The following is a 22857-nucleotide window of genomic DNA, read 5'->3' as shown; positions in this document are numbered from 1 at the left end:
GCTCGCGTCATCAGATGCTGGCCTCCAATCCAGCCAGCATCTTGAATCACAAACATCCGGCTTTGGGAATCCTACGATTCTCTCAAAATAGGAATCGCTCTAGTTGATCATAATAGCGATCGGCCGCTCGTATGTTTTCGCTGCCTATCATCACGTAGACGTCGATGAGGTCCGCCTTGGCCGCGGGTGACCAGACCAGCCTAACGGTCATTCCGCGAGGCTTCCGCCAGCCTTCGCCGAGCTTCCTTTCGCAACGCGTCGAAATCCACAGGCTCCGGCCTCCCACTTGCCTTGCCTTCATCCCACAGGTGCCTTAGCCGGCGGATATCGTCGTGCCGAAGTTCACGCTTGGCCAGCCAATCCCGCACCGCTTCACGCACAATCTCGCTTGCGGTGGCATACTCGCCCGCCTCGACAGCCTCACGCATCACAGCTGCTTGTTGCGGGGTCACAGCCACGCTCATTTTTCTACGTTTGCCACGCCCGTTTCCTTATCGCATTTTGCTCTATGGTAGGAAATATTACTCCCTCCGTATTCTGGAGCAACTGCGACGCCACCAAAGGCCTTACGTCCGCTGGACGCTGGTCAAGGCAGCCTGTCGTCGGCCGTCAACCGTTGATAACGCGATGCGCGCCTAGCCGCGCCGCTCCGGAAATTCAATAGCTCTGGGTCGAGCGCCGCACTTTCGCGATTGCCGGTTGTTTGGCCGGCGCAGCAGGCTTTGGCGCGGCTGCAGGCTTGAACGGACCTTTCTTGAACGGTGCCATGCCTTCACGCGCAAGCTCGTCGGCGCGCTCGTTCTCGACATGACCGTCATGGCCCTTGACCCAGTTCCAGGTGACCTTGTGGCGCTTGTTGGCCTCGTCGAGCGCCTGCCAGAGTTCACCGTTCTTCACAGGCTTCTTGTCGGCGGTCTTCCAGCCGTTCTTCTTCCAGCCGTGGATCCACTTGGAAATACCGTCCATGACATACTTGCTGTCGGTGTGAAGGTCGACCGTGCACGGTTCCTTCAGCGCGTTCAGCGCCGAAATGGCGGCCAACAGTTCCATGCGGTTGTTGGTCGTCTCGGCTTCGCCGCCGGAAAGCTCCTTGGTGGTGCCGTTGAAGCGCAGGATCGCGCCCCAGCCGCCGGGGCCGGGATTGCCCGAACAGGCGCCGTCGGTGAAGATCTCAACCTGTTTGCTCATGATACTCATATCAGGCCAATCCATATTCCGAAGACGATTTGATCGCCCGGTGGAACCGCATCCTTCTGATGTATTCGGTCGGATCGCGTTTCATCACCAGCCCGCCATCGGGAACGGTCAACCAGTCGTACAGCCGGGTCAGCATGAAGCGCAACGCCGAACCGCGCGCCAGCATCGGCAGCGCAGCCTTTTCCTGGTCGCTCAGGGGCCGGAGGCTCTGGTAGCCGGCGAGCAGCGCCTTGCCCTTGGTGAGATTGAAGGAAAAATCCTTCTCGAAGCACCAGGCGTTGAGACAGGTGGCGACATCGTAGGCGTAGAGGTCGTCGCAGGCGAAATAGAAATCGATCAGGCCGGACAGTTTTTCGCCGAGGAAGAAAACGTTGTCGGGGAAAAGATCGGCATGGATGATGCCTTGCGGCAGGTCTTTGGGCCAGTTGCGCTCGAAATCGGCAAAGTCGGCATCGACCTCGGCGGCCAGACCCGGCTCGACCTCGTCTGCGCGATCGCGCGCTGCATCCCAGAGCTTGCGCCAGCCGTCGATGGCCAGGGCATTCGGACGCGTCATCGAAAAATCGGCGCCGGCCAGATGCAATTGCGCCAGCGCCTTGCCGACCTCGGCGCAATGCGTTGCTGTGGGCCGCCGCAACGAAAGCCCTTCCAGGAAGGTGATGATGACCGCCGGCCGGCCGGCGAGCGTGCCGATGACGCTGCCGTCATGCGCGGTCACCGGCAGCGGGCAGGACACGCCCTTGTTGGCGAGATGGCCCATTAGCCCCAGGAAAAACGGCAAATCCGCCTTTTCGACGCGCTTCTCATAGAGCGTCAGGATGTAGGAGCCGCTGGAGGTGTGCAGCAGGAAGTTCGAGTTCTCGGTACCTTCGGCGATGCCCTTGTAGGACAGGAGATCGCCGACCGGATAGTGCTTCAGGAATGCGCCGAGTTCGCCTTCCGCAACGTCGGTGTAGACCGCCATGTGGCTTACGCGGCTCCATTGACGAAGGCCATGTCGGCCCGCGTCAGTTCGACATCGCGCAATACCCGCATGACCGGAAAATCCTCCGTTTCCGTGGCCGTGATGGCCAGATCGATCGTGACATCGAAGCGCTGCCGGAACGCGTCGATGATCTCGTCGACGATGATTTCGGGCGCCGACGCGCCGGCCGACAGGCCGAGCGTCGAGATGTTGCCGATGTCATTCCACGGAATCTCGGCGGCGCGCTGCACGAGAAGCGACATGGTGGCGCCTGCACGCTCCGCGACTTCGACAAGTCGTCGCGAATTGGAGGAATTCGGCGCGCCGACGATCAGATAGAGATCGGCGCCCGGCGCGGTGTCCTTGACGGCTTCCTGGCGGTTGGTGGTGGCATAGCAGATCGATTCCGCCGCCGGTGCCTGCAGCGCCGGAAAGCGATCCTGCAAGGCGCGGATGATGCCGGCGGTGTCCTCGACCGACAATGTGGTCTGGGTAACGAAGCCGAGCGCCTGCGGATCGGCGGGCGAGAGCTTTGCGGCATCGGCTTCGGTTTCGATCAGCGTCACCGCTCCGTCCGGCAGCTGGCCCATGGTGCCGATCACCTCGGGATGGCCGGCGTGACCAATCAACAGCACATGACGGCCGAGCCGCTGATGGCGCATCGCTTGCTTGTGGACCTTCGACACCAGCGGGCAGGTGGCATCGAGATAGAAGAGATTGCGCGCCTTCGCATCCGCCGGCACCGATTTCGGCACGCCATGCGCCGAGAACACGACGGGCGACTGCCGATGTTCGGCCGGTATCTCGGAGAGTTCCTCGATGAAGACGGCGCCAAGGCTTTGCAGCCCCTCGACGACGTAGCGGTTGTGCACGATCTCATGGCGGACATAGACCGGCGCGCCATATTTCTTCAGCGCCAGCACGACGATCTGGATGGCACGGTCGACACCGGCGCAGAAACCGCGCGGCTGGCAGAGCCGGATCGTCAGAGGTGGTTTGGTGGTTGTCTGAAGCATTAAATCCGGGCCGGTTGATCAAAGCCGAAATGAGGTGCGCACCCCTGCCCTGTCAAGGGCATCAGCCGCGTTCATTCGTCTTTCGCGGGACGGCGAAGCCGCAGGATGAGCACGGCTGCGAGCGCCGCGGCAAGCCCGTACCAAGTCATCGCATATTGCAGATGGCTGTTCGGGAGGTCGATGATGGTGACGCCGCCAACCGGCAAGCCGCCCGGGTTTGGCGTCTTGTCTGCGTCGATGAAGATCGGCACCAGCGCGGCGCCCGCCGGCAGACCGGCGCTCGCAGCCATCACGTCGCGGTCCTTCCAGTAGAAGATGTTCTTCGCCACGTCGTTGTCGGGCAGCATCATCGACGGCTTCGCCGGCAGCGGGTTGCGGGCCAGCCCGGTCACGGTCACTCTGCCAGTCACCTGTCCCTTGGCGCGCTTGGCGGCGTCCTTCAGATCGTAAGGCACGAAGCCGCGATTGATCAGGACGAAGCGGCCGTCGTCGAGCGCCAGCGGCGTGTAGACATTGAAGCCGGCGTCACCTTCCCAGGTTGCGTAGAAATGGCGTTCGCCTTGATGCAGGAACGTGCCGGTGACGGTAACCGGCGTATAGTCGACATCCCCGGTGGCGGCGAACTCTTTCTCGACCGCAACCAACGGCAAGGGCGCCGAATGGGTACGCTGGTCGATGGTCTGCAGAAGGCCTTCCTTCCAATACAGGCGCTGCACTTGCCAGGTGCCGAGCACCAGCAGGATCAGGAACAGCATAAGGCCAAGGCCGAGCAGCAATGCCGATCGCGGTCGCGAACGACCGTCAGTTTTAACGGAAGCCTCGCTCATTCGCCGCGATCCAGCCGGCCCTCGGCCGCTTTGTTGCGGTATTGCAGCGTCAGCAGCACGCCCTTGATCAGCCGCAGCGCCGTCAAGCACAGCACGACAGCCAGCGGAATCCAGACCAGCAGATGCAGCCAGAGCGGCGGGCTGAGCGTGACTTCTACCCAGAGCGCCAGGCCGACGATGATAAAGCCGATGATCAGGATCACGAACACCGCCGGCCCGTCGCCGGCATCAGCGTAGGAATAATCGAGGCCGCAATTGACGCAGCGCTTGCCGACGGTGAGGAAGCCGGAGAACAACCGCCCCTCGCCGCAACGCGGGCAGCGGCCATGCAGGCCGGCCGAGATCGGATCGATCGGCGGCCAGATCGCCCTGTCTTCACTCATGGGAGCGTCGTCGCTCATGCTTACCGCTCGATCTCGATCGGTGTGCCATCGGCCACCATCGCCCAGATTTCGTCCATATCGGAGTCCGTAACCGCAATGCAGCCGTCGGTCCAGTCGACCAATTGAAGCAGCCAGCCCCACCAGCCATAACCATTCGGTTGGCCGTGGATCATGATCATGCCGCCCGCGTCGACATTGCGCGCCCTGGCGGCCGCCAGATCGTCGGTGTTGGGGTAGGAAATATGGATCGACCTGTGCGCGATGCTGTTCGGGTTCCGCCAGTCGAGGACATAGTTCCCCTCGGGCGTGCGTTGATCGCCCTCCTGGTGCTTATGCCCCACAGGATCGCCGCCGAGTGCGATGCCGTAGCTGCGCAGGATCTTGCCGTAGCCGATGAGTTCCAGCCGGCGTTCGGCTTTGTGGACACGCACCAGATCCACCTTCTCGCCGGCAAAGGCCGGGAGTGCCGCGATCATCAATGCGCAAATGGCCCGGAAAATTGTCAGCCGCATCGGCTATCGATCAGCGATCATTGCGCCAAAAAGAAGAAGGCGGCCACGTTGCCGCGGCCGCCTTCTCGAAACGAAAACTCCTCAGGCCAGGATCAGTGGCCCTCGATCACCGCGCCAACCGATCCCCAGACGTAGATCGAGGCGAACAGGAAAAGCCAGACCACGTCGACGAAGTGCCAGTACCAGGCGGCCGCCTCGAAGCCGAAATGCTGCTTGGGGGTGAAATCACCCTTCATCGCCCGGATCAGGCAGACCAACAGGAAGATGGTGCCGATGATGACGTGGAAACCGTGGAAGCCGGTCGCCATGAAGAAGGTGGCGCCATAGATGGAATCCTTGAAGGCGAACGGAGCATGCATGTACTCGTAGGCCTGCACCATGGTGAACAGCATGCCGAGGCCAACAGTCAGCACCAGGCCGTTGATCAGGCCTTTGCGATCGCCATGGATGAGCGAATGGTGCGCCCAGGTCACCGTGGTGCCGGACAGCAGCAGGATGACGGTGTTGTAGAGCGGCAAATGGAAAGGATCGAGAACTTCCATGCCCTTCGGCGGCCAGACACCGCCGGTAAACGCGGTGCGGGCATATTGCTGGGCTTCGCTCGGAAACAGGCTGGCATCGAAATAGGCCCAGAACCAGGCAACGAAGAACATCACCTCAGAGGCGATGAACATGATCATGCCGTAGCGCAGATGCAGCGACACGACACGCGTGTGATGGCCCTCATGCGCTTCCTTAATGGTGTCCGACCACCAGGCGAACATGGTGTAGAGGATGATCACGAGGCCGATGAAGAACAGCCATGGATTGGCGATGTTGAAGCCGAAGATCGGGAACGAGCCGCCCTTCAGGTACTCCATCAGGCAGACGCCGCCAAAGGCGGTGACAAGTGCGCCTACCGATCCCAGGAAAGGCCACGGGCTCGGGTCGACGAGATGATAGTCATGCTGTGGTTTTGCGTGCGCGTCTGCCATATCAACCCCCGAGATTTGCTTCGGTATTCGAAATTGTCTTGCTGTTGCCCTCGGCCGGCTCCGAGGAGGCGACCGGCTTGGTCTTCTCGACCGGGAACATCGTGTAGGACAGAGTGATCGTCTTCACGTCCTTGAGCTCCGGCACATTGACGATGTCGGGGTCCACGTAGAACAGCACCGGCATGTCCAGCGTCTCCCCGGGCTTCAGCGTCGTGTCGGTGAAGCAGAAGCACTCGACCTTGTTGAAATAGGGACCTGCCAGTTCAGGCTGCACGTTGAAGGTAGCGCGGCCGGTCACGGGACGATCGAACTTGTTGGTCGCCTGATAGTGCGCCTGCACGGTCTCGCCGATCTTCATCGTCATCGAGCGCTGGACCGGCTGGAACTCCCACGGCACGCCAGCGATGTTGGCATCGAAGCGGACAGTGATCTCGCGGTCGAGCACGCGGCCGGCATACTGCTTCTCGGCACGTTGCGTCGTGCCGCCATAGCCGGTGGCCTGGCAAAACATTTTGTAAAGCGGCACCGCGGCATAGGCCATGCCGATCATGCCGGTGAAAAAGGCGAGGCAGACAGCCGCGACGATGACGTTGCCGTTCTTGCCAGCCGTTTTTTTTGAGGTCTCGACGCTCATCACATCGTGCCCAGATTGTGGCCGAACTTCACGATCGTCGCGATGTAGAAAATGACCACCAGCAGCGCCAGCGCCACACCGATGGCGATAGAACGGCTGCGCTGCGCCTTCTTCTGACGCTCGGTCAACGTGACGGTCTCGAGCTTTTCCTCGATCATGGTCATGCTCCACCCATGGCAAGCGCGCGTTCGACAACGCTGTCGGCCAGATAGGCAGCGAAGATGGCGAAGAGGTAAAGCAGCGAATAGGCGAACAGGGCCTTGGCCGGTTTCATGACGCCGTCATCGTCGGCCATGCCAAGCACTTTCCACGCGTACCAGACAAAACCGACTCCCAGAAGCAGGGCGGCCACGCCATAGAACGGCGTGGTGTAGCCAAGCAGCCACGGCAGCACGCCGACCGGGGCCAGCACCAGCGCATAGGCGAAGATCTGGCGGCGGGTCGAAGCGTGGCCGGCGACGTTGGGCATCATCGGAATGCCGGCCTTGGCATAGTCCTCGGACTTGAACAGCGCCAGCGCCCAGAAATGCGGCGGCGTCCACAGGAAGATGATCAGGAACAGGACAATGCTTTCGAGGCTGACTGTCCCGGTCACCGCGGCCCAGCCGATCACAGGCGGAATGGCGCCGGCGGCGCCGCCGATGACGATGTTCTGCGGCGTCCAGCGCTTCAGCCACATCGTGTAGACGACGGCGTAGAAAAAGATGGTGAAGGCAAGCAGCGTCGCCGCCAGCCAGTTGACCAGTACGCCGAGCGTCATCACCGACAGCACCGACAGCACCAGCCCGAAGGTCAGCGCTTCGTGCGGCTGGATGCGACCGGCCGGGACCGGGCGGGTGGCGGTCCTGGTCATCACGGCATCGATGTCGGCATCGTACCACATGTTGAGCGCGCCGGAGGCACCAGCACCTATTGCAATAGCCAGGATGGCGATCACCGCCAGCAGAGGGTTGATGGTCACGGGTGCGGCGACAAGGCCGACAAAGGCGGTGAACACCACCAGCGACATGACGCGCGGCTTCAGCAGCGCGAAGAAATCGCCCGCCGTCGCTTCCGACATGCGAAAGCCCGCTTCGTCAATCAATGGGTCGTCGACAAGGGCCATGCGTACTTAAGTCCATCATCCGTTGGCCAAAACCGCCGGCGGACCGGCGGTTTCGTATTCGAGCGGGCAGCCGCCTTACTTGATTTTCGGCAGCTGTTCCCACTGGTGGAAGGGCGGCGGCGAAGGCAGCTGCCATTCGAGCGTCGTTGCGCCCTCGCCCCATGGGTTGGCGCCGGCGATCCGCTTCTTCTGGAAGGCCTCGAACACGCCATAGAGGAAGATCAGGACGCCGATGGCCGAGATATACGAGCCGATGGACGACACATAATTCCAGCCGGCAAACGCATCGGGGTAGTCGATGGTGCGGCGCGGCATGCCGGCGAGACCGAGGAAGTGCTGCGGGAAGAAGATCAGGTTCACGCCGACGAAGGTGACCCAGAAGTGGGTGTTGGCGATGACGGGCGAATACATGTAGCCGGTCATCTTCGGGAACCAGTAGTACCAGCCGGCGAAGATGGCGAACACCGCGCCCAGTGACAGCACGTAGTGGAAGTGGGCAATGACGAAATAGGTGTCATGCAGCGAGCGGTCGAGGCCGGCATTGGCCAGCTGGACGCCGGTGACGCCGCCGATGGTGAACAGGAAGATGAAGCCCAGCGCCCACAGCATCGGCGTCTTGAACGAAATCGACCCGCCCCACATCGTCGCGATCCAGGAGAAAATCTTCACGCCTGTCGGCACCGCGATGACCATGGTGGCGAAGACGAAATAGCGCTGCGTGTCGAGCGACAGGCCGGTCGTGTACATGTGGTGCGCCCACACGATGAAGCCGACGGCGCCGATCGCCACCATGGCATAGGCCATGCCGAGATAGCCGAACACCGGCTTCCTCGAGAAGGTCGAGATGACGTGACTGATGATGCCGAAGCCCGGCAGGATCAGGATGTACACTTCAGGGTGACCGAAGAACCAGAACAGGTGCTGGAAGAGGATCGGGTCGCCGCCGCCGTCGGGCGCAAAGAAGGTGGTGCCGAAATTGCGGTCGGTAAGCAGCATGGTGATGCCACCGGCCAGAACCGGCAACGACAGCAGGAGCAGGAAGGCGGTGATCAGCACCGACCAGGCAAACAGCGGCATCTTGTGCAGCGTCATGCCAGGCGCGCGCATGTTGAAGATGGTGGTGATGAAGTTGATGGCGCCGAGGATCGACGACGCACCGGCAATGTGGATCGACAGGATCGCCAGATCCATGGCCGGCCCGGGCTGGCCCGAGGTCGAAAGCGGCGGATAGAGCGTCCAGCCGCCACCGACGCCAAAGGCGCCCGGCGCGCTCGGCACGAACATCGAGGTGAGAAGCAGGATGAAGGCCGGCGGCAACAGCCAGAAGGAGATGTTGTTCATGCGCGGGAACGCCATGTCGGGCGCGCCGATCATGATCGGAACCATCCAGTTGGCGAAACCGCCGATCAGCGCCGGCATGACCATGAAGAAGATCATGATCAGGGCGTGCGCGGTGGCGAAGGCATTGTACATGCTCTTGCCGCCGTCGATCGCGGCGTCACCGTTCATGCCATAGACCATCTGCGCCAGGCCGCTGAAGATTTGGATGCCAGGCTCCTGCAGCTCCATGCGGATGGCGACCGACAAGGCACCGCCGATGATGCCGGCCATGATCGCGAAGATCAGGTAGAGCGTGCCGATGTCCTTGTGATTGGTCGAATAAACCCAGCGGACCCAGCCGTGATAAGGCTTGTGGTCATGCCCGTCGTGAGCTGCAGCGTCTGCCATGTTCCGCTCCGTTCCCTAAATCTTGCTAACCCGCGGCATCAGTTGCCGGCGGCCGCTACCTTGTTCTGGCCGTCGACCTCGGCCATCAGCGTCTTGTTGGCGCCGGGCAGATCGGTCTTGGCTGCCGCCAGCCAGGTCTTGAACTGCGCATCGGAGACGACGCGGATGGCGATCGGCATGAAGGCATGATCCTTGCCGCAGAGCTGCGAGCACTGGCCGTAAAAAATACCTTCCTTCTCCGCCTTGAACCAAGTCTCGTTGGTGCGGCCCGGAATGGCATCGATCTTGATACCGAACGACGGCATGGCAAAGGAGTGGATCACGTCGGTCGCGGTGACGAGCACGCGGGTCATGGTGTTGACCGGCACCACCAGTTCGTTGTCGACGGCCAGCAGGCGCGGATAGACCTTGCGGTCCTCCTTGCCGGCGCCGGCCCGATCACCGTCCTGGAGGATCGCGGAGTTGAAGGAGAGCGTGTTTTCGGTCTGGTACTCGTAGTCCCAGTTCCACTGGTTGCCGGTCGCCTTGACGGTCAGCTTTGCTTCTTCCGGCGGCGTATATTGCGCGGTCAGCAGCTGGAACGAGGGAATGGCGATGAGCAGCAGGATGACGACTGGCCCGATCGTCCAGATCAACTCGATCCACGTGTTGTGGCTGGTCTTGGACGGAACCGGGTTGGCGCTCGCGCGGAATCTGACGATGCAGTAGGCGAGCAGAAGCAGCACCAGGATGGTGATCGGGACGATGAACCACATTGTGTAGTTTCCGAACCACTCGATCTGCCGCATCATGTCGGTCGCCGGCGCCTGGAAGGTTGTCTCCCAGTTCTTGGGCTGGTCGGCATGGGCGGATGCGCCGGCGAAAAACGTGATAGCGGCACAAGCACTTAGAAACTTGGCACTTGCTGGAACCTTGGCGTTTGCCAGGAAATTTCTCATCGCCCTCATCGTCTCCCAGTTCCTCGCTGCGGTACTCACGAGAATAACGAACAATGCCGGGACGGGAATCCCGACAGTTTCAAGCTGGTTCAAACCATACTCTTTTTCCCTCCGCAAGAAAGGAGCGGACGAAACCGTGCGGCATTTTTGCGCGCAAGCCCGGATGTGCCTTTGGCGGCAGCCGCGGCAGCACCGAATCGCCTACAGTGAGCCCGCAGCAGCATTCCCGCGGGCCGCACGTGCCGAACGTCGCAATTCGGGCGAAATTGGCAGGGAAAAGCGCCCTATTGGCTTTTTCGGGGCAGACCTGGTGCGGTCTCGTCCTTTACTTGGCTTTGGCGCGGCTTAAAGTGCCGTGATTCGCAATGGAGCCGTCATGAATTACTGGCTTTCGAGAAACTCTCGGTTTTCGAGAAACTGGGCGAAGGTCATCTTTCTCGCCGCCCTGTCTGGCATCGGCTTGTCCGCGATCGTGTCCGGCACGGCCAACGCCGCGCAGCCGAGCGGCACCGTGCGCTCGACGCATGGCGCATGGTCGATCATCTGCGACACACCGGCCGGCGCCACCTCGGAACAATGCGTGATGATGCAGAACGTCGTCGCCGAGGACCGTCCCGAGATGGGATTGTCGGTCGTGGTGCTGCGCACCGCTGACAACAAGGCGGAGATCCTGCGCGTGCTGGCGCCGCTCGGCGTGCTTTTGCCCAACGGGCTCGGCCTCAATGTCGACGGCAAGGATATCGGCCGCGCCTATTTCGTGCGCTGCTTCCAGGACGGCTGCTATGCCGAGGTCATTCTCGAAAAGCCGCTTCTCGACACGCTGAAGACCGGCACGTCGGCCACCTTCATCGTCTTCCAGACCCCGGAAGAAGGCATCGGCATCCCGGTCGACCTCAAGGGTTTTGCCGACGGCTTCGCCGCGCTCCCCTGACAGCCCGGCGACATCACCGACTTCATCAACCAGAAGTGACATCGGCGGGCTGCTGGCAAACCGCTTTTGTCTTCACAATGCGGCAGAACGATTGTCTCGGCGCACCTTCGCGCCTACATCGTGGCAAAGACCCATTCCTCCTGTGAACGGACGCGCCATGAACAGCCTGATCGGCCAATTCGACATTTCAGACGATCGCATCAAGCAGATCGTCGCTGAGACCATCAACGGCGCCGATGACGGCGAGCTGTTCCTCGAATATAGCGAGAGCGAAGCGCTGATGTTCGACAACGGCCGGCTGAAGACCGCCAACTTCAACACCGACCAGGGTTTTGGCCTGCGTGCGGTTGCCGGCGAAGCCAGCGGCTATGCCCATTCCAGCGACCTCTCCGAAGCTTCGCTGCTGCGCGCGGCCGATGCCGTTTCAACCGTCAAGGGCGGTTATTCCGGGACGCTTGCCGCCGCACCCGCCCGCACCAACCGCCATCTCTATGGCGAAGAGAACCCGATCCCCTCGCCTTCCTTCGAGGCCAAGGCAAAGCTCTTGCAGGAAATCGATGCCTGGCTGCGCGCCGAGGATCCGCGCGTGCGGCAGGTTTCGGCATCGCTCGCCGCATCCTGGCAGCATGTCGAGATCGTGCGCGCTGATGGCCAAATGGTGCGCGACATCCGCCCGCTGGTCCGCATCAACGTCTCCGTCGTGGTCGGCGATGGTGACCGCCAGGAGAGCGGCTCCTACGGCATGGGTGGCCGCAAGGCGTTTGGCGAATTCCTGGTCGAGGGCAGCTGGAAGCACGCCGCCAAGGAGGCGCTCAGGCAAGCTCTGGTCAATCTCGAGGCCATACCGGCCCCGGCCGGCACTTTCGACATCGTCTTGTCCAGCGGCTGGCCGGGCGTCATGCTGCACGAGGCCGTCGGCCATGGGCTGGAAGGCGATTTCAACCGCAAGAAGACCTCGGCCTTCGCCGGCCTGCTAGGCCAGCAGGTCGCCGCCAAGGGGGTGACCGTCGTCGACGACGGCACGATGCCCGAGCGGCGCGGCTCGCTGACCGTCGACGACGAAGGCACGCCTTCGGCCCGCAATGTGCTGATCGAAGACGGCAAGCTGGTCGGCTACATGCAGGATCGCCAGAACGCCCGGCTGATGGGCATGAAGGCAACCGGCAACGGCCGTCGCGAAGGCTACGCCCACCAGCCGATGCCGCGCATGACCAACACCTACATGACATCAGGCGACATGGAGCCGGACGAAATCATCGCCTCGGTCAAGAACGGCATTTATGCTGTCTCCTTCGGTGGCGGCCAGGTCGACATCACCTCTGGCAAATTCGTGTTCGGCTGCACCGAGGCCTACATGATCGAGAACGGCAAGGTGACGCAGCCGATCAAGGGCGCGATGCTGATAGGCAACGGCCCGGACGCCATGCACCGCGTGTCGATGATCGGCAACGACATGAAGCTCGACACCGGCATCGGCATGTGCGGCAAGGCCGGACAGGGCGTGCCCGTCGGCGTCGGCCAGCCGCATCTGCGCATGAATCAGATGACGGTCGGCGGCACGCGGGTCTGATGCGATGGCCACTGGAGAAAAATCCGTTGCCTCCAGTCAACCGCCGATCAGCTCACACGGCCTGCTCCGGTCTTTCCCCCAACGCGACCCGAGGATGTGTTCGGGTCGCTGCCCAACAGAGGCAAGTCGAAAACATTGAGAGAAATAGAAACGGGCGTGCTCGCGGAAGCACGGCGTCGCCAAACCAGCGAATGATCTACCGCCTCTTCTTCGGCTTCTCCAGCAGCGCCACTGCCTCGACATGCGGCGACCACAGGAACTGGTCGATCGGGGTGACGCTTTTCAAGGTGTAGCCACCGTCGAGCAGGATGCGCAAATCCCGCGCGAGCGTCACCGGATTGCAGGACACCGCCGCAACGTAGGGAACATCCGAGCGGGCGATCTGCTTCGACTGGTCCTCGGCGCCGGCGCGTGGCGGATCGAACACCAGGCCGTCGAACGCATTCAACTCCTTGAACGTCAGCGGCCGGCGGAACAGGTCGCGGCGTTCGCCCGTCACCCGCTTCAGGCCAGTGGCGAAACGCGATCCACGGTCGAGGGCCGAAAGGGCTGCCGCATCGCCCTCCACCGCATGGACTTCCGACTTCGCGGCCAGGCGCAGAGCAAAACTGCCGCAACCGGCGAAAAGATCCGCCACCTTCTTGGCACGCTTCAGATGCCCGCCGACGATATCGGCCATCGCCTGTTCGGCGGCCTCGGTTGCCTGCAGGAACGCGCCCGGGGGCAAGGCTACAGCGACGCTGCCGAACATGACCACCGGCTTCCTCGGCTCGATGATGATTTCGTCATCGATGGACAGCCTGGCAAAGCCCTGCGCCATGACGAAATTGGCAGCGATGCGGCGCTGATGCTCCCCCAGCTTGCCGGATTCATGAACCGCGACATCGAGACCCGAACCGGTCACGGTGACCGCCAGCCGGAACGATTTGGTGGTTGCGCAGACCAATTCGGCGAGCGCCTTCAACCGATCGAGCGAAGCGACGATCTCCGGCAGCGAGATCGGGCATTCCGATATGGCGATGATCTCTGGCGACAGATGGCGATGGAAGCCGAGCAGCATGCCTGTATCGGTGCGGCGGGCGGCAAGCACGACACGGCGGCGCGTCTGCGGCGCGCAGGCGACCAGGTCACCGATCTCGCAATCGATGCCTTTGCCCTTTAGGATGTGCGCCACCTTTTCGCGTTTCCACTGGCGATAGGCTTCGGCTTCGAAATGCTGGAGCGCGCAACCGCCGCATTCGGTGAAATGGTGGCAGGCGGGATCGATGCGCAGCGGCGATGATTCCAGCACCGCCATCAGCATGGCGCGATCCCTTTCGCGCGCGGCGGTAACCGTTTCACCGGGCAGTGTGAAGGGAATGAACAGATCCCCTGTCTCGGTCTCGGCGACACCGTCGCCCTGAGCGCCAAGTTTCCTGATGCTGAAGCGCGCGCTCATCGGTCCTTGATCCCACCGAGCAGGAATTCGCGATTGCCGTCGCCGCCCTCGATCGGCGACAAATGCAGGCCCAGCGAGCGCCAACCGGGAACGGAGTCCAGCCAATCCTGCAGCAGGCCGGCGACACGAGAGGCGTCGTAGGGATCTTTCAACAGACCACCCTTGCCGATCGCATCACGGCCCGCCTCGAATTGCGGCTTGACCAGAAACATGGCCTTGGCGCCAGCCTTCGCCAGACCAAGCGCCGGCGGCAGCGCCAGTTTCAGCGAGATGAAGCTGACGTCGGACACGATGAAATCCGGAATACGCCCGCTGAGATCGGCAACAGCGAGGTCGCGGGCGTTCAGTCCTTCGATCACCGTCACACGCGGGTCGCCGCCGATATCAGGATGCATCTGGCCATGACCGACATCGACCGCGGTGACATGGGCCACGCCGCGCTCGAGCAACACCTGGGTGAAGCCGCCGGTCGAGGCGCCGATGTCGAGCGCTTCACAGCCGGCAGGGTCGAGGCCGAAATGATCGAGCCCACCGATCAGCTTGAGTGCCGCGCGCGACACATAGCCTTGCGCCGGATCATCGATGGTAACAAGGCATTGCGGCAAAACGCTCTGGCCGGGCTTGCGCGCAATGACGCCGTCGACGGTCACCGTGCCACGCTCGACCGCGTCGCGGGCACGTGAGCGGCTGGCAAACAGCCCGCGCTGGACGAGCAGGTCGTCGAGCCGCTGGCGTGCGCTGGCTGGCAAAGGCGAATTCATCGGCCTTCATGGCGAAAGCCGACGACGATGGCAAGAGCGCCAGATGGAAGCATTTCGTCTCCCGTTCCATCGTCACACCCAGCATCTTGCACCGTGACGATGGTGAGGCGTTCCGTCCCGCCGACCATCCTTATGAATATCCATGCGTTACGCCCGTTGAGACGGATGACCGCCGAAGCATGGGGTCTCGCCGCCTGCGGATAAATACCAAACACCTAGAAAGCCTCATGATTTCTTAACCAATTTTCATCGCATTTGCTTGAGGACTTCAATGTTATGACCGCGACGACCGGAAAACCCGGATGGAGAGGCGGCAACCTTGGAAATGGCCAGCGATATCGTCTACAAGGTTCTTGACCGGATTTCCGGCGCCGGCCTGCTGGCGACCGGACTTCTGTTGCTGACTGCTTTGGTCAGCGCCCTGGTCGCCTACTGGCGCACGGTCGAGAAAAAGAGCTGGAAAGAGTTCTTCGAGTTCGCAGTCCCGCATGAGGTCATCACGCATCCCTCGGCGAAAGCCGACCTTTTGTTCTGGGTGACGCGGAAGGCGCTGATGCCATTCCTCATGCTGCCCGCCGGCGTCGTCTTCGTCAGCGCCGTCGGCTATGCGACGAACTGGTTGCTCTCCACGCTGCTGGCAATCCAGCCGCCCCTGATCAAAGGACCGGCAGGGCCGGTGACGGTGACGATCTTCACCATCACCATGCTGCTTGCCTACGACATTTCGTACTATCTCTATCACGTCGCCCAGCACCGCTACCCGGTGCTCTGGGAACTGCACAAGGTCCACCATTCGGCCGAGGTGATGGTCGGCATCACCAAGGATCGCGTCCACCCGCTCGACGAATTGATGAACCGGGCCTGGGACGGCGTCATTCCCGGCATCTGCTTCGGGATCTGGTCGCTGGTGTCGCTGAACCTCGTCGAGCTGACGGTCTTCGGCGTCAACGTCTACATCATACGCAACATCCTGATGATGGATTTCGTCAGGCACACGCATTTCAAGATCTCGTTTGGACCATTGAACAATCTGATCCTGTGTCCGCACTGGCATCAATTGCACCACAGCACCGACCCGCGCCACTACGACAAGAACTTCGGGCTGCTCTTCTCGTTTTGGGATCGGCTCTTCGGAACGCTATGCGTTCCCAGACCCGACGAGGACTTCAAGTTCGGTTTGATCGAACGCAACGTGCGCGACTACCAGTCGCTCGCAGGCCTCTATGTTCTGCCGCTGAAGCGGATGTGGCGGCAGATCGCCAGACATTTCCGCACCGACAAGCCCGAGCCACAGCAATCGCCGCAAGGGGGCAAGCCATGAACGGACCCGCCGTGTTCCGGATGCCGCGAACGCACCGGATCGAAATTGCGACGTCGTCAGCGCGACTGGCAGAAATCGCGCCCGCCTGGGCAGCGCTCTGGCAACGCGCCGGCGGCCTCGTTTTCCAGCATCCCGACTGGATCTCGGCCTGGTGGCACACCACACCGCATCAGGACCGCCGCGGTCTCAGGATCGGCATGGTCTGGAGCGGCGAGCGCCTCGAGGCCGTCATTGCGCTCGCGACCTTCTGGCGCTCGGGCATCCGTATGCTGGAGTGGGCGGCGAAAGATCACTGCGACTATGGCGATGTCCTGCTTGCTCCCGATGCCGAGCCACAGATCCTGCCGCAACTCTGGCAACATATCCTCGACGATGGCGGCTTCGATCTTGCCTACCTCAATCGTCTGTTGCCCGATGCCCGATTCCGGACCCTGCTCGGTCCCGCCGCCCCAGGCCAAGACAATATCTTGCAGCCAAGCCACCGCAGCGAGGTCAGCTATCGAGTTTCCGGCGCCGGGCAACGCGGCGCACAATGGTTTGAAAGCCAGTCGAAAAAAACCCGGCAAAACTATCGCCGTGGCTACAAATTCATGGAGGAAGGCGGCGCGCTGCGTTTCCGCCTGATGGACGCGCACGAAGCCCGCGAGCCGGTGCTGGAGCGCGTCGCGGCACTGAAGCGGGTATGGCTTGCAAAACACGGCCGCGTTTCGGACCTCTTCGACGAAGGTTCCCCCGCGCTGGCGGCACTCATATCCGTTCTGGCCAAGCTTGGATTGCTGCGCATCTTCGTGCTCGAACGCGAAGACGAGATCATCGCCATATCGATCAATTTCGAGCAGCATGGAACGATGATGGCTTTCGTCACCACCTATGATCCGGCCTTCGAACGGGCCTCGCCAGGCATGGTCTTGATGATGGATTACATCCAGTGGTCGTTTGACCGGGGCTTGACCACGATCGATTTTCTCTGCGGCGGCGAGGATTTCAAGCGCCGCTTTGCGACGCATTCGGTGACCTTGTCGTCGGTGGTGGGTGGACGAAACCTGCGCGGACGCCTAGCCGCCCTGGCAGACCGCGCCCGCCACGCGGCGCAATCCTGGCGCCCCGAGAAACCGGCGCAGCAAGCGGAGTTGGTTGCGGCGGAGTAGCATTGCCAGCGCCTTCTTAGATCACCCGCACAGCGGCAAGCACATTGAAACGATCGGGCAATCCCGATCAAGGCTTGCTGCTCTCCAGCTCAGAATACGCTTCGCGGAACCGGACGCTCGACGGCTGGAGACAACCCATCCTCACGCCCTCCTGAAGCTTGCTCGCGTGCAGGCTCGATGGCAACCGCAGGCGCGGAAACAGGGGCCGGCAGAACCACCAGTTGCGGCACCTGCTTGAATGAAAAGCCGCCGCGGATGTCGCCCATCTTGCCAGCGATGATGCCCATCGCCGCCTTTTCGAGGCTGCGATCATAGCGCGTTTCGGCTGTGGCCGGCGCGACGATGACGGCGCAAAGCGCTGCACCGCACAGAAGCGTTTTCATTGTTGTTGTCTCCCTGCCTGATCACGATCTAGCAGGGCGCCATTGAAAAACGGCCAACAGACACGGTAAGCAAAGCGCCAAACGTCAGCGTAAACAACGCGTTAAGATCGTTGGCCGGCAAACCGATTCAAGTCATTGAGACTTTGATTCAGGCGCGCTGGGCGTGGACTGTGTGCCCGAGTGCCACGAACACGGTGCGCACGATGCCGGCAGCATCGAGCCCGGCATCGGCATACATCTTTTCCGGCTTGGCGTGGTCGGTGAACGCGTCGGGCAGTACCAGCGGGCGCACCTTCAGGCCGCTTTCCAGTAGGCCTTCATGGGCGAGGAACTGCAGCACGTGGCTGGCGAAGCCGCCGACTGCGCCCTCCTCCACCGTCACCAGCACCTCATGCGAGCGGGCCAGCCGCCGGATCAGATCCTCGTCGAGCGGCTTGGCGAAACGGGCGTCGGCGACCGTCGTGGACAGCCCGGCAGCCCCTAGCTCCTCCGCGGCGATCAGGCAATCCTGCAGCCGCGTGCCGAAGGACAGCAATGCAACCTTGGTGCCCTCCTTGACGACGCGGCCCTTGCCGATTTCGAGAACCGAGCCGCGCTCCGGCATGTCGACGCCGACGCCGTTGCCGCGCGGATAGCGGAAGGCGATCGGGCCGTCATCATAGCTTGCCGCGGTGCGCACCATGTGGCGCAGCTCCGCCTCGTCGGCGGCGGCCATGACGACGAAACCCGGCAGTGTCGCCAGGAAGGTGGTGTCGAAGGCGCCGCAATGGGTGGCGCCATCGGCGCCGACGAAGCCGGCCCGGTCAATGGGAAAGCGCACCGGCAATTTCTGGATGGCGACGTCGTGGACGACCTGGTCGTAGGCGCGCTGCAGGAAGGTGGAATAGATGGCCGCGAACGGCTTGTAGCCTTCGGTGGCAAGGCCGGCGGCGAAGGTCACCGCGTGCTGTTCGGCGATGCCGACATCGAAGGTGCGCGACGGGAACGCTTCACCGAACAAATCGAGGCCGGTACCGCTCGGCATGGCTGCGGTGACGGCGACGATACGGTCGTCCTCGCGGCCCTCCTGGACCAGGCTTTCGGCGAACACCTTGGTGTAGGCCGGTGCGTTGGCTGGCGCCTTGGCCTGCGCGCCGGTGATGACGTCGAACTTGTTGACGCCGTGATATTTGTCGGCAGCGGCTTCGGCCGGCGCATAGCCCTTGCCCTTCTGGGTGACGACATGGATGAGCACCGGGCCTTCGCCATTGTCGCGGACGTTTTTCAGGACCGGGATCAGATGCTCCAGATTGTGGCCGTCGATCGGGCCGATGTGATAGAAGCCGAGTTCCTCGAACAGCGTGCCGCCGGTGACGTAGCCGCGTGCATGCTCGACTGCCCTTGTGATCGCACGATCCGCGCGCTTGCCGAGATAGGACGTCAGTTTCTTGCCGAAATCGGGCAGGCCGATATAGGCCTTGCCGGAGGCCAGCCGCGCCAGATAGGCGCTCATCGCGCCGGTCGGCGGCGCGATCGACATGTCGTTGTCGTTGAGAATGACGATCAGCCGTGCATCGAGCGCGCCGGCATTGTTCATCGCCTCATAGGCCATGCCGGCAGACATGGCGCCGTCGCCGATGACGGCAATGACGTTGTTGCGGCCGCCGGAGAGATCGCGGGCGGCGGCCATGCCGAGGCCGGCCGATATCGACGTCGAGGAGTGGGCGGCGCCAAAGGGATCGTACTCGCTCTCGGCGCGGCGGGTGAAGCCGGACAGACCGCCTTCCTGGCGCAGCGTGCGGATACGGTCGCGGCGGCCGGTCAGGATCTTGTGCGGATAGGCCTGGTGGCCGACATCCCAGATCAGCCTGTCATCGGGGGTGTTGAAGACATAGTGCAGCGCCACTGTCAGCTCGACCACGCCAAGCCCGGCGCCCAGATGACCACCCGTGCGGGACACGGCGTCGACCAGCTCGGCGCGAAGCTCGGACGCCAATTGCGGCAGTTCACTTTCGGCAAGCGTGCGCAGGTCCGCCGGGATGCGGACCTTGTCGAGAAGCGGCGTATGCGGCGTTGCGTTCACGGTGCTCGGGCTTTCGGTTGATGGGCGAATAGGCCGCCGGCCGGCGAAAGTAAATGCGTGTCAGTGACGCGGATCAGGCCCTAATCTTTTGTCTATGCATTTCGTTCTGCCACTTTTGGGTGACAGGCATCAGCTTTCCGGCAGTGGGATGAACTCTTCCTCGTCTCCGGGAACGATGTCGAAGCGGCCCGTCTTCCATTCCTCTTTCGCCTGTTCGATGCGCTCCTTGGACGACGAGACGAAATTCCACCAGATGTAACGCTTCGAACCAAGAGAGGCGCCGCCGAACAGCATGAAATGCGCCCCGGTCTGCGACGACACGACGATCTCGTCACCGGGACGGAACACTAGCAGCCGTTCGGCTGGGAACACATCGCCCGAAATCGAGACTTCGCCCTCCAGCGTGTAAATGGCGCGTTCTTCCGCATCGGCAGGGATTTTCACGCTGGCGCCGGGCGCCAGGCGCAGGTCGGCGTAGAGCGTCTCCGTGTCGGCCCTGACCGGCGACCGCAATCCTTGGAAATCGCCGATGATGAGGCGCCCGTTGACGCCTTCGGCTTCGATCTCGGGAAGCCGAAGCGCTGCGGTATTCTCGAAAACCGGTGCCACCTCTTCCTTGTCGTCCGGCAGAGCCAACCATGTCTGCAGGCCGGATACCGACATCGGCGCGCCACGCAGTTCCTCCGGCGTACGCTCCGAATGGACGATGCCGCGGCCGGCGGTCATCAAATTCACGTCGCCGGGCTGAATGACCATTTCGGTGCCGAGTGAATCGCGGTGCCGGATCTTGCCGTCGAACAGATAGGTGACCGTCGACAGGCCGATATGCGGATGCGGACGGACATCCAGTGCCTGACCGGCGCGCAGGACCGCGGGACCCATGCGGTCGAAGAAGATGAACGGCCCCACCAGCCGCCTTTTTGCCGTCGGCAGGGCACGGCGCACCTGAAAACCACCGATGTCCTTGGCGTTCGGGATGACCATCAATTCGATCTGATCGCTGGCGAAGGCATCGCCTGCCTCAGGGTCTTTCCCGGGGAAGAAGCTCATGGACTCTCCTTGTCGGTGGTCGAAGGCCGCCTGGCCGCATCAGGCAAAGCGGATCGCCGCCTTTGCCCGCAGCTTGGCCGCCACCTCTTCGCGATTGCGCGGATGCTGGTGGGTTTCGAGCGATTCGAGCAGCTCGTGCGCCGAGGCGGCGATGGCTTCGACGGCATGGTCGAAGGCGTGCTGGTTCTGCTTCGAGGGTCGCGTGGTTCCGCTCAGCTTGCGGACGAACTGAAGAGCCGCGTCGCGCACCTCGTCATGGGTTGCCGGCGGATCAAAATTGAACAGGGTCTTGACGTTTCTGCACATCGCTTCCGTATCTCCTCTTGTCCTTGAGCTGTTTCAATCGGAACGAGTTATATCCTCGATCATGATCATGTCCAAAAACCGGTGAGGCGAGGCCATCGTTCGGACCGAGCCTCAATCCGCGTCGAGTGGCTCCGTTCCAACCGGCTTGCCGTCGCGCGACAGCCTGATCTTCTCGACCTTGTCCTCGGCGGCCTTCAGCAGCCGGTCGCAATGCGCCTTCAGCGCCTCGCCGCGCTCATAGATCCTGATCGACTGGTCGAGTGGTACGTCGCCACGCTCCAGATCATCGACGATCTTCTCCAGCGCATCGAGTGCCTGCTCGAAGCTCATCGCCTTGACGTCTTGGTTGGTCTCATCGGCCATCATTCATCCTTTCATCAGTCGCCCGACATGGGCGGCGACCGAAAATGCCAATCCCTGCAGATCGTAGCCGCCCTCGAGCAGGCTGACGAGCCGGTTGCCGCTGTGGCGTGCCGCGCGCTGCATCAGCTGGCCGGTCGCCCAGTCGAAATCATCCTCGGTCAGATTGATCTCGGCCAGCGGATCGCGGTGGTGCGCGTCGAACCCCGCCGAAATGATAATCAGGTCGGGCGCGAAATTGTCGAGCGCGGGCAGGACGCGCGACAGGAAGGCATCGCGAAACACTTCGCTGCCGGTCTGCGGCGCCAGCGGTGCGTTGACGATGTTGCCGGCGCCCGTTTCGGTCTTCGCTCCGGTGCCGGGATAAAGCGGCATCTGGTGTGTCGAGCAATAGAGCACCGACGGATCGTCCCAGAAAATATCCTGCGTGCCATTGCCGTGATGCACGTCCCAGTCGACGACGGCAACGCGCTCGACACCGTGTTTCTTCTGCGCATAACGCGCCGCGATCGCCGCCGTGTTGAACAGGCAAAAGCCCATCGCCGTGGTCTTTTCGGCATGATGGCCGGGCGGCCGGGCGGCGACGAAGACGTTGTCGGCGCGGCCCGAAAAGACATCATCGACGGCGGCGTTGGCGGCGCCGATCGCGGTGATCGCCGCTTGCCAGCTCTTCGGGCTGGCAGTGGTGTCGGCATCGATGCGGGCAATCCCCTCGTCGGGGATGGCGGCGCGCACGCGGGCGACGAAATCGGCGGGATGCGCGTAGAGGATGGTGGCCTCGTCGCCTTCCGGCGCCTGGATACGATCGAGCCCGGCAAAGGCTTCGTCGTCGAGCACGCGCTCGATGGCGCGTAAGCGGTCGGGCCGCTCGGGATGTCCGGGCGGGGTGAGATGCTCGAGGAAGATCGGATGGGTGTAGAGACGGGTGGTCATCGTCCTAATCTAGTGACCCGGATCGACAAAGGCCATGCACGGGCGGCCGATGACTGGGGAAAATCGCGACTGCGTCCATTCGCGTCGCCGCAGGCATTGGCCCCGCGGGCGCTTCGGCGTAAGGTCCCTGGTACTGCCTGGTGCCCGCCGCAAGCGGGAGAATCGGGAACACGGTTGAATTCCGTGGCGTGCCCAACGCTGTGAGGGGGACCGCGCCGGTAAATGCCACTGTCGATGACGGGAAGGCACCGGACGCGGGTTGATCCCGAGCCAGAAGACCGGCCTGGCAGGCATTGTCATCCGCGTGGTCAGGCGG

25 protein-coding genes and 1 riboswitch are annotated in these 22857 nt (G+C 62.5%); of the genes, 4 read left to right on the top strand and 21 right to left on the bottom strand.

All coding sequences use genetic code 11. From position 1 onward, the window contains the following. Positions 1 to 200: 200 nt before the first annotated feature. The 13 genes from NKI66_RS06730 to coxB all read right to left on the bottom strand — a co-directional run bounded on the left by NKI66_RS06730 (position 201) and on the right by coxB (position 10278). A complete protein-coding gene (locus NKI66_RS06730; protein WP_023808601.1) occupies positions 201 to 464 on the bottom strand; it encodes a ribbon-helix-helix domain-containing protein in 264 nt (87 codons plus the stop codon). A 193-nt stretch (positions 465 to 657) separates the two neighbouring features. Next, the gene (gene rnhA / locus NKI66_RS06725; protein WP_023808602.1) at positions 658 to 1188 is read right to left on the bottom strand and encodes a ribonuclease HI; all 531 of its coding nucleotides are present in this window, start codon (positions 1186 to 1188) and stop codon (positions 658 to 660) included. 10 nt (positions 1189 to 1198) lie between these two features. Beyond that, positions 1199 to 2161, bottom strand: a complete 963-nt coding sequence (locus NKI66_RS06720) for a homoserine kinase (protein WP_023808603.1) — start codon at positions 2159 to 2161, stop codon at positions 1199 to 1201. A 5-nt stretch (positions 2162 to 2166) separates the two neighbouring features. Continuing rightward, positions 2167 to 3177 carry a 4-hydroxy-3-methylbut-2-enyl diphosphate reductase gene (gene ispH, locus NKI66_RS06715; protein WP_023808604.1) on the bottom strand — a complete coding sequence of 337 codons (1011 nt, stop codon included), beginning with the start codon at positions 3175 to 3177 and terminating at the stop codon, positions 2167 to 2169. Between the two features lie 71 nt (positions 3178 to 3248). Next, complete coding sequence (locus NKI66_RS06710) at positions 3249 to 4004, bottom strand: SURF1 family protein (protein WP_023808605.1); 756 nt, start codon at positions 4002 to 4004, stop codon at positions 3249 to 3251. Continuing rightward, on the bottom strand, positions 4001 to 4387 hold the full coding sequence (locus NKI66_RS06705) for a DUF983 domain-containing protein (protein WP_023808606.1): 387 nt from the start codon (positions 4385 to 4387) through the stop codon (positions 4001 to 4003). Before NKI66_RS06705 ends, NKI66_RS06710 begins: the two co-directional genes overlap by 4 nt. A gap of 20 nt (positions 4388 to 4407) precedes the next feature. Beyond that, positions 4408 to 4899 (bottom strand): L,D-transpeptidase family protein, encoded by a 492-nt coding sequence (locus tag NKI66_RS06700; protein WP_023808607.1) that lies wholly within the window; start codon positions 4897 to 4899, stop codon positions 4408 to 4410. A 92-nt stretch (positions 4900 to 4991) separates the two neighbouring features. Then, positions 4992 to 5873 (bottom strand): cytochrome c oxidase subunit 3, encoded by an 882-nt coding sequence (locus NKI66_RS06695; RefSeq protein ID WP_023808608.1) that lies wholly within the window; start codon positions 5871 to 5873, stop codon positions 4992 to 4994. A gap of 1 nt (position 5874) precedes the next feature. Beyond that, positions 5875 to 6507, bottom strand: a complete 633-nt coding sequence (locus NKI66_RS06690; RefSeq protein WP_023808609.1) for a cytochrome c oxidase assembly protein — start codon at positions 6505 to 6507, stop codon at positions 5875 to 5877. After that, the gene (locus NKI66_RS06685; RefSeq protein ID WP_024503613.1) at positions 6507 to 6671 is read right to left on the bottom strand and encodes a cytochrome c oxidase system small membrane protein; all 165 of its coding nucleotides are present in this window, start codon (positions 6669 to 6671) and stop codon (positions 6507 to 6509) included. The genes NKI66_RS06690 and NKI66_RS06685 overlap by 1 nt, the downstream gene beginning before the upstream one ends. Further along, a complete protein-coding gene (locus tag NKI66_RS06680; RefSeq protein WP_023808610.1) occupies positions 6668 to 7612 on the bottom strand; it encodes a heme o synthase in 945 nt (314 codons plus the stop codon). The genes NKI66_RS06685 and NKI66_RS06680 overlap by 4 nt, the downstream gene beginning before the upstream one ends. 75 nt (positions 7613 to 7687) lie before the next feature. Continuing rightward, entirely contained in the window at positions 7688 to 9340 is a 1653-nt protein-coding gene (ctaD, locus tag NKI66_RS06675) for a cytochrome c oxidase subunit I (protein ID WP_023808611.1), read from the bottom strand. Between the two features lie 38 nt (positions 9341 to 9378). Continuing rightward, entirely contained in the window at positions 9379 to 10278 is a 900-nt protein-coding gene (coxB, locus tag NKI66_RS06670) for a cytochrome c oxidase subunit II (protein ID WP_031212224.1), read from the bottom strand. 376 nt (positions 10279 to 10654) lie between these two features. On the opposite strand from coxB, the gene NKI66_RS06665 reads away from it, so the two are divergent. Together NKI66_RS06665 and tldD are read left to right on the top strand one after the other, a co-directional pair. Further along, complete coding sequence (locus tag NKI66_RS06665; protein ID WP_023808613.1) at positions 10655 to 11209, top strand: invasion associated locus B family protein; 555 nt, start codon at positions 10655 to 10657, stop codon at positions 11207 to 11209. A 157-nt stretch (positions 11210 to 11366) separates the two neighbouring features. Next, positions 11367 to 12779, top strand: coding sequence for a metalloprotease TldD (gene tldD / locus NKI66_RS06660; protein ID WP_023808614.1), 1413 nt, complete (start codon positions 11367 to 11369; stop codon positions 12777 to 12779). Positions 12780 to 12975: 196 nt separating this feature from the next. On the opposite strand, the gene NKI66_RS06655 is transcribed toward tldD, so the two are convergent. Both NKI66_RS06655 and NKI66_RS06650 read right to left on the bottom strand, forming a co-directional pair. After that, on the bottom strand, positions 12976 to 14217 hold the full coding sequence (locus tag NKI66_RS06655; protein ID WP_023808615.1) for a class I SAM-dependent RNA methyltransferase: 1242 nt from the start codon (positions 14215 to 14217) through the stop codon (positions 12976 to 12978). Continuing rightward, a complete protein-coding gene (locus NKI66_RS06650; RefSeq protein WP_128302488.1) occupies positions 14214 to 14978 on the bottom strand; it encodes a TlyA family RNA methyltransferase in 765 nt (254 codons plus the stop codon). Before NKI66_RS06650 ends, NKI66_RS06655 begins: the two co-directional genes overlap by 4 nt. A gap of 325 nt (positions 14979 to 15303) precedes the next feature. On the opposite strand from NKI66_RS06650, the gene NKI66_RS06645 reads away from it, so the two are divergent. Further along, complete coding sequence (locus NKI66_RS06645; protein ID WP_023808618.1) at positions 15304 to 16299, top strand: sterol desaturase family protein; 996 nt, start codon at positions 15304 to 15306, stop codon at positions 16297 to 16299. Further along, the gene (locus NKI66_RS06640; protein WP_023808619.1) at positions 16296 to 17447 is read left to right on the top strand and encodes a GNAT family N-acetyltransferase; all 1152 of its coding nucleotides are present in this window, start codon (positions 16296 to 16298) and stop codon (positions 17445 to 17447) included. Before NKI66_RS06645 ends, NKI66_RS06640 begins: the two co-directional genes overlap by 4 nt. Positions 17448 to 17536: 89 nt before the next feature. Here NKI66_RS06640 and NKI66_RS06635 read toward each other — a convergent pair whose 3' ends face one another. The 6 genes from NKI66_RS06635 to NKI66_RS06610 all read right to left on the bottom strand — a co-directional run bounded on the left by NKI66_RS06635 (position 17537) and on the right by NKI66_RS06610 (position 22541). After that, positions 17537 to 17830, bottom strand: a complete 294-nt coding sequence (locus NKI66_RS06635) for a hypothetical protein (RefSeq protein ID WP_023808620.1) — start codon at positions 17828 to 17830, stop codon at positions 17537 to 17539. Positions 17831 to 17978: 148 nt separating this feature from the next. Beyond that, positions 17979 to 19892, bottom strand: coding sequence for a 1-deoxy-D-xylulose-5-phosphate synthase (dxs, locus tag NKI66_RS06630; protein ID WP_352751274.1), 1914 nt, complete (start codon positions 19890 to 19892; stop codon positions 17979 to 17981). Between the two features lie 129 nt (positions 19893 to 20021). Next, positions 20022 to 20942 (bottom strand): pirin family protein, encoded by a 921-nt coding sequence (locus NKI66_RS06625; protein WP_023808622.1) that lies wholly within the window; start codon positions 20940 to 20942, stop codon positions 20022 to 20024. A 39-nt stretch (positions 20943 to 20981) separates the two neighbouring features. Further along, entirely contained in the window at positions 20982 to 21248 is a 267-nt protein-coding gene (locus NKI66_RS06620) for a DUF2277 domain-containing protein (protein WP_023808623.1), read from the bottom strand. A gap of 111 nt (positions 21249 to 21359) precedes the next feature. Continuing rightward, positions 21360 to 21611, bottom strand: coding sequence for an exodeoxyribonuclease VII small subunit (locus tag NKI66_RS06615; protein ID WP_352751271.1), 252 nt, complete (start codon positions 21609 to 21611; stop codon positions 21360 to 21362). Between the two features lie 3 nt (positions 21612 to 21614). Beyond that, the gene (locus tag NKI66_RS06610; RefSeq protein ID WP_127290880.1) at positions 21615 to 22541 is read right to left on the bottom strand and encodes a histone deacetylase family protein; all 927 of its coding nucleotides are present in this window, start codon (positions 22539 to 22541) and stop codon (positions 21615 to 21617) included. Between the two features lie 121 nt (positions 22542 to 22662). Further along, positions 22663 to 22842: riboswitch (cobalamin riboswitch) on the top strand. Positions 22843 to 22857 lie beyond the last annotated feature (15 nt).

It is taken from the genome of Mesorhizobium sp. M0518 (assembly GCF_040321125.1).
Taxonomy (GTDB): Bacteria; Pseudomonadota; Alphaproteobacteria; order Rhizobiales; family Rhizobiaceae; genus Mesorhizobium.
The sequence above is the reverse complement of the archived record's forward strand: the minus strand, read 5'-3'. Positions and strand labels throughout refer to the sequence as shown.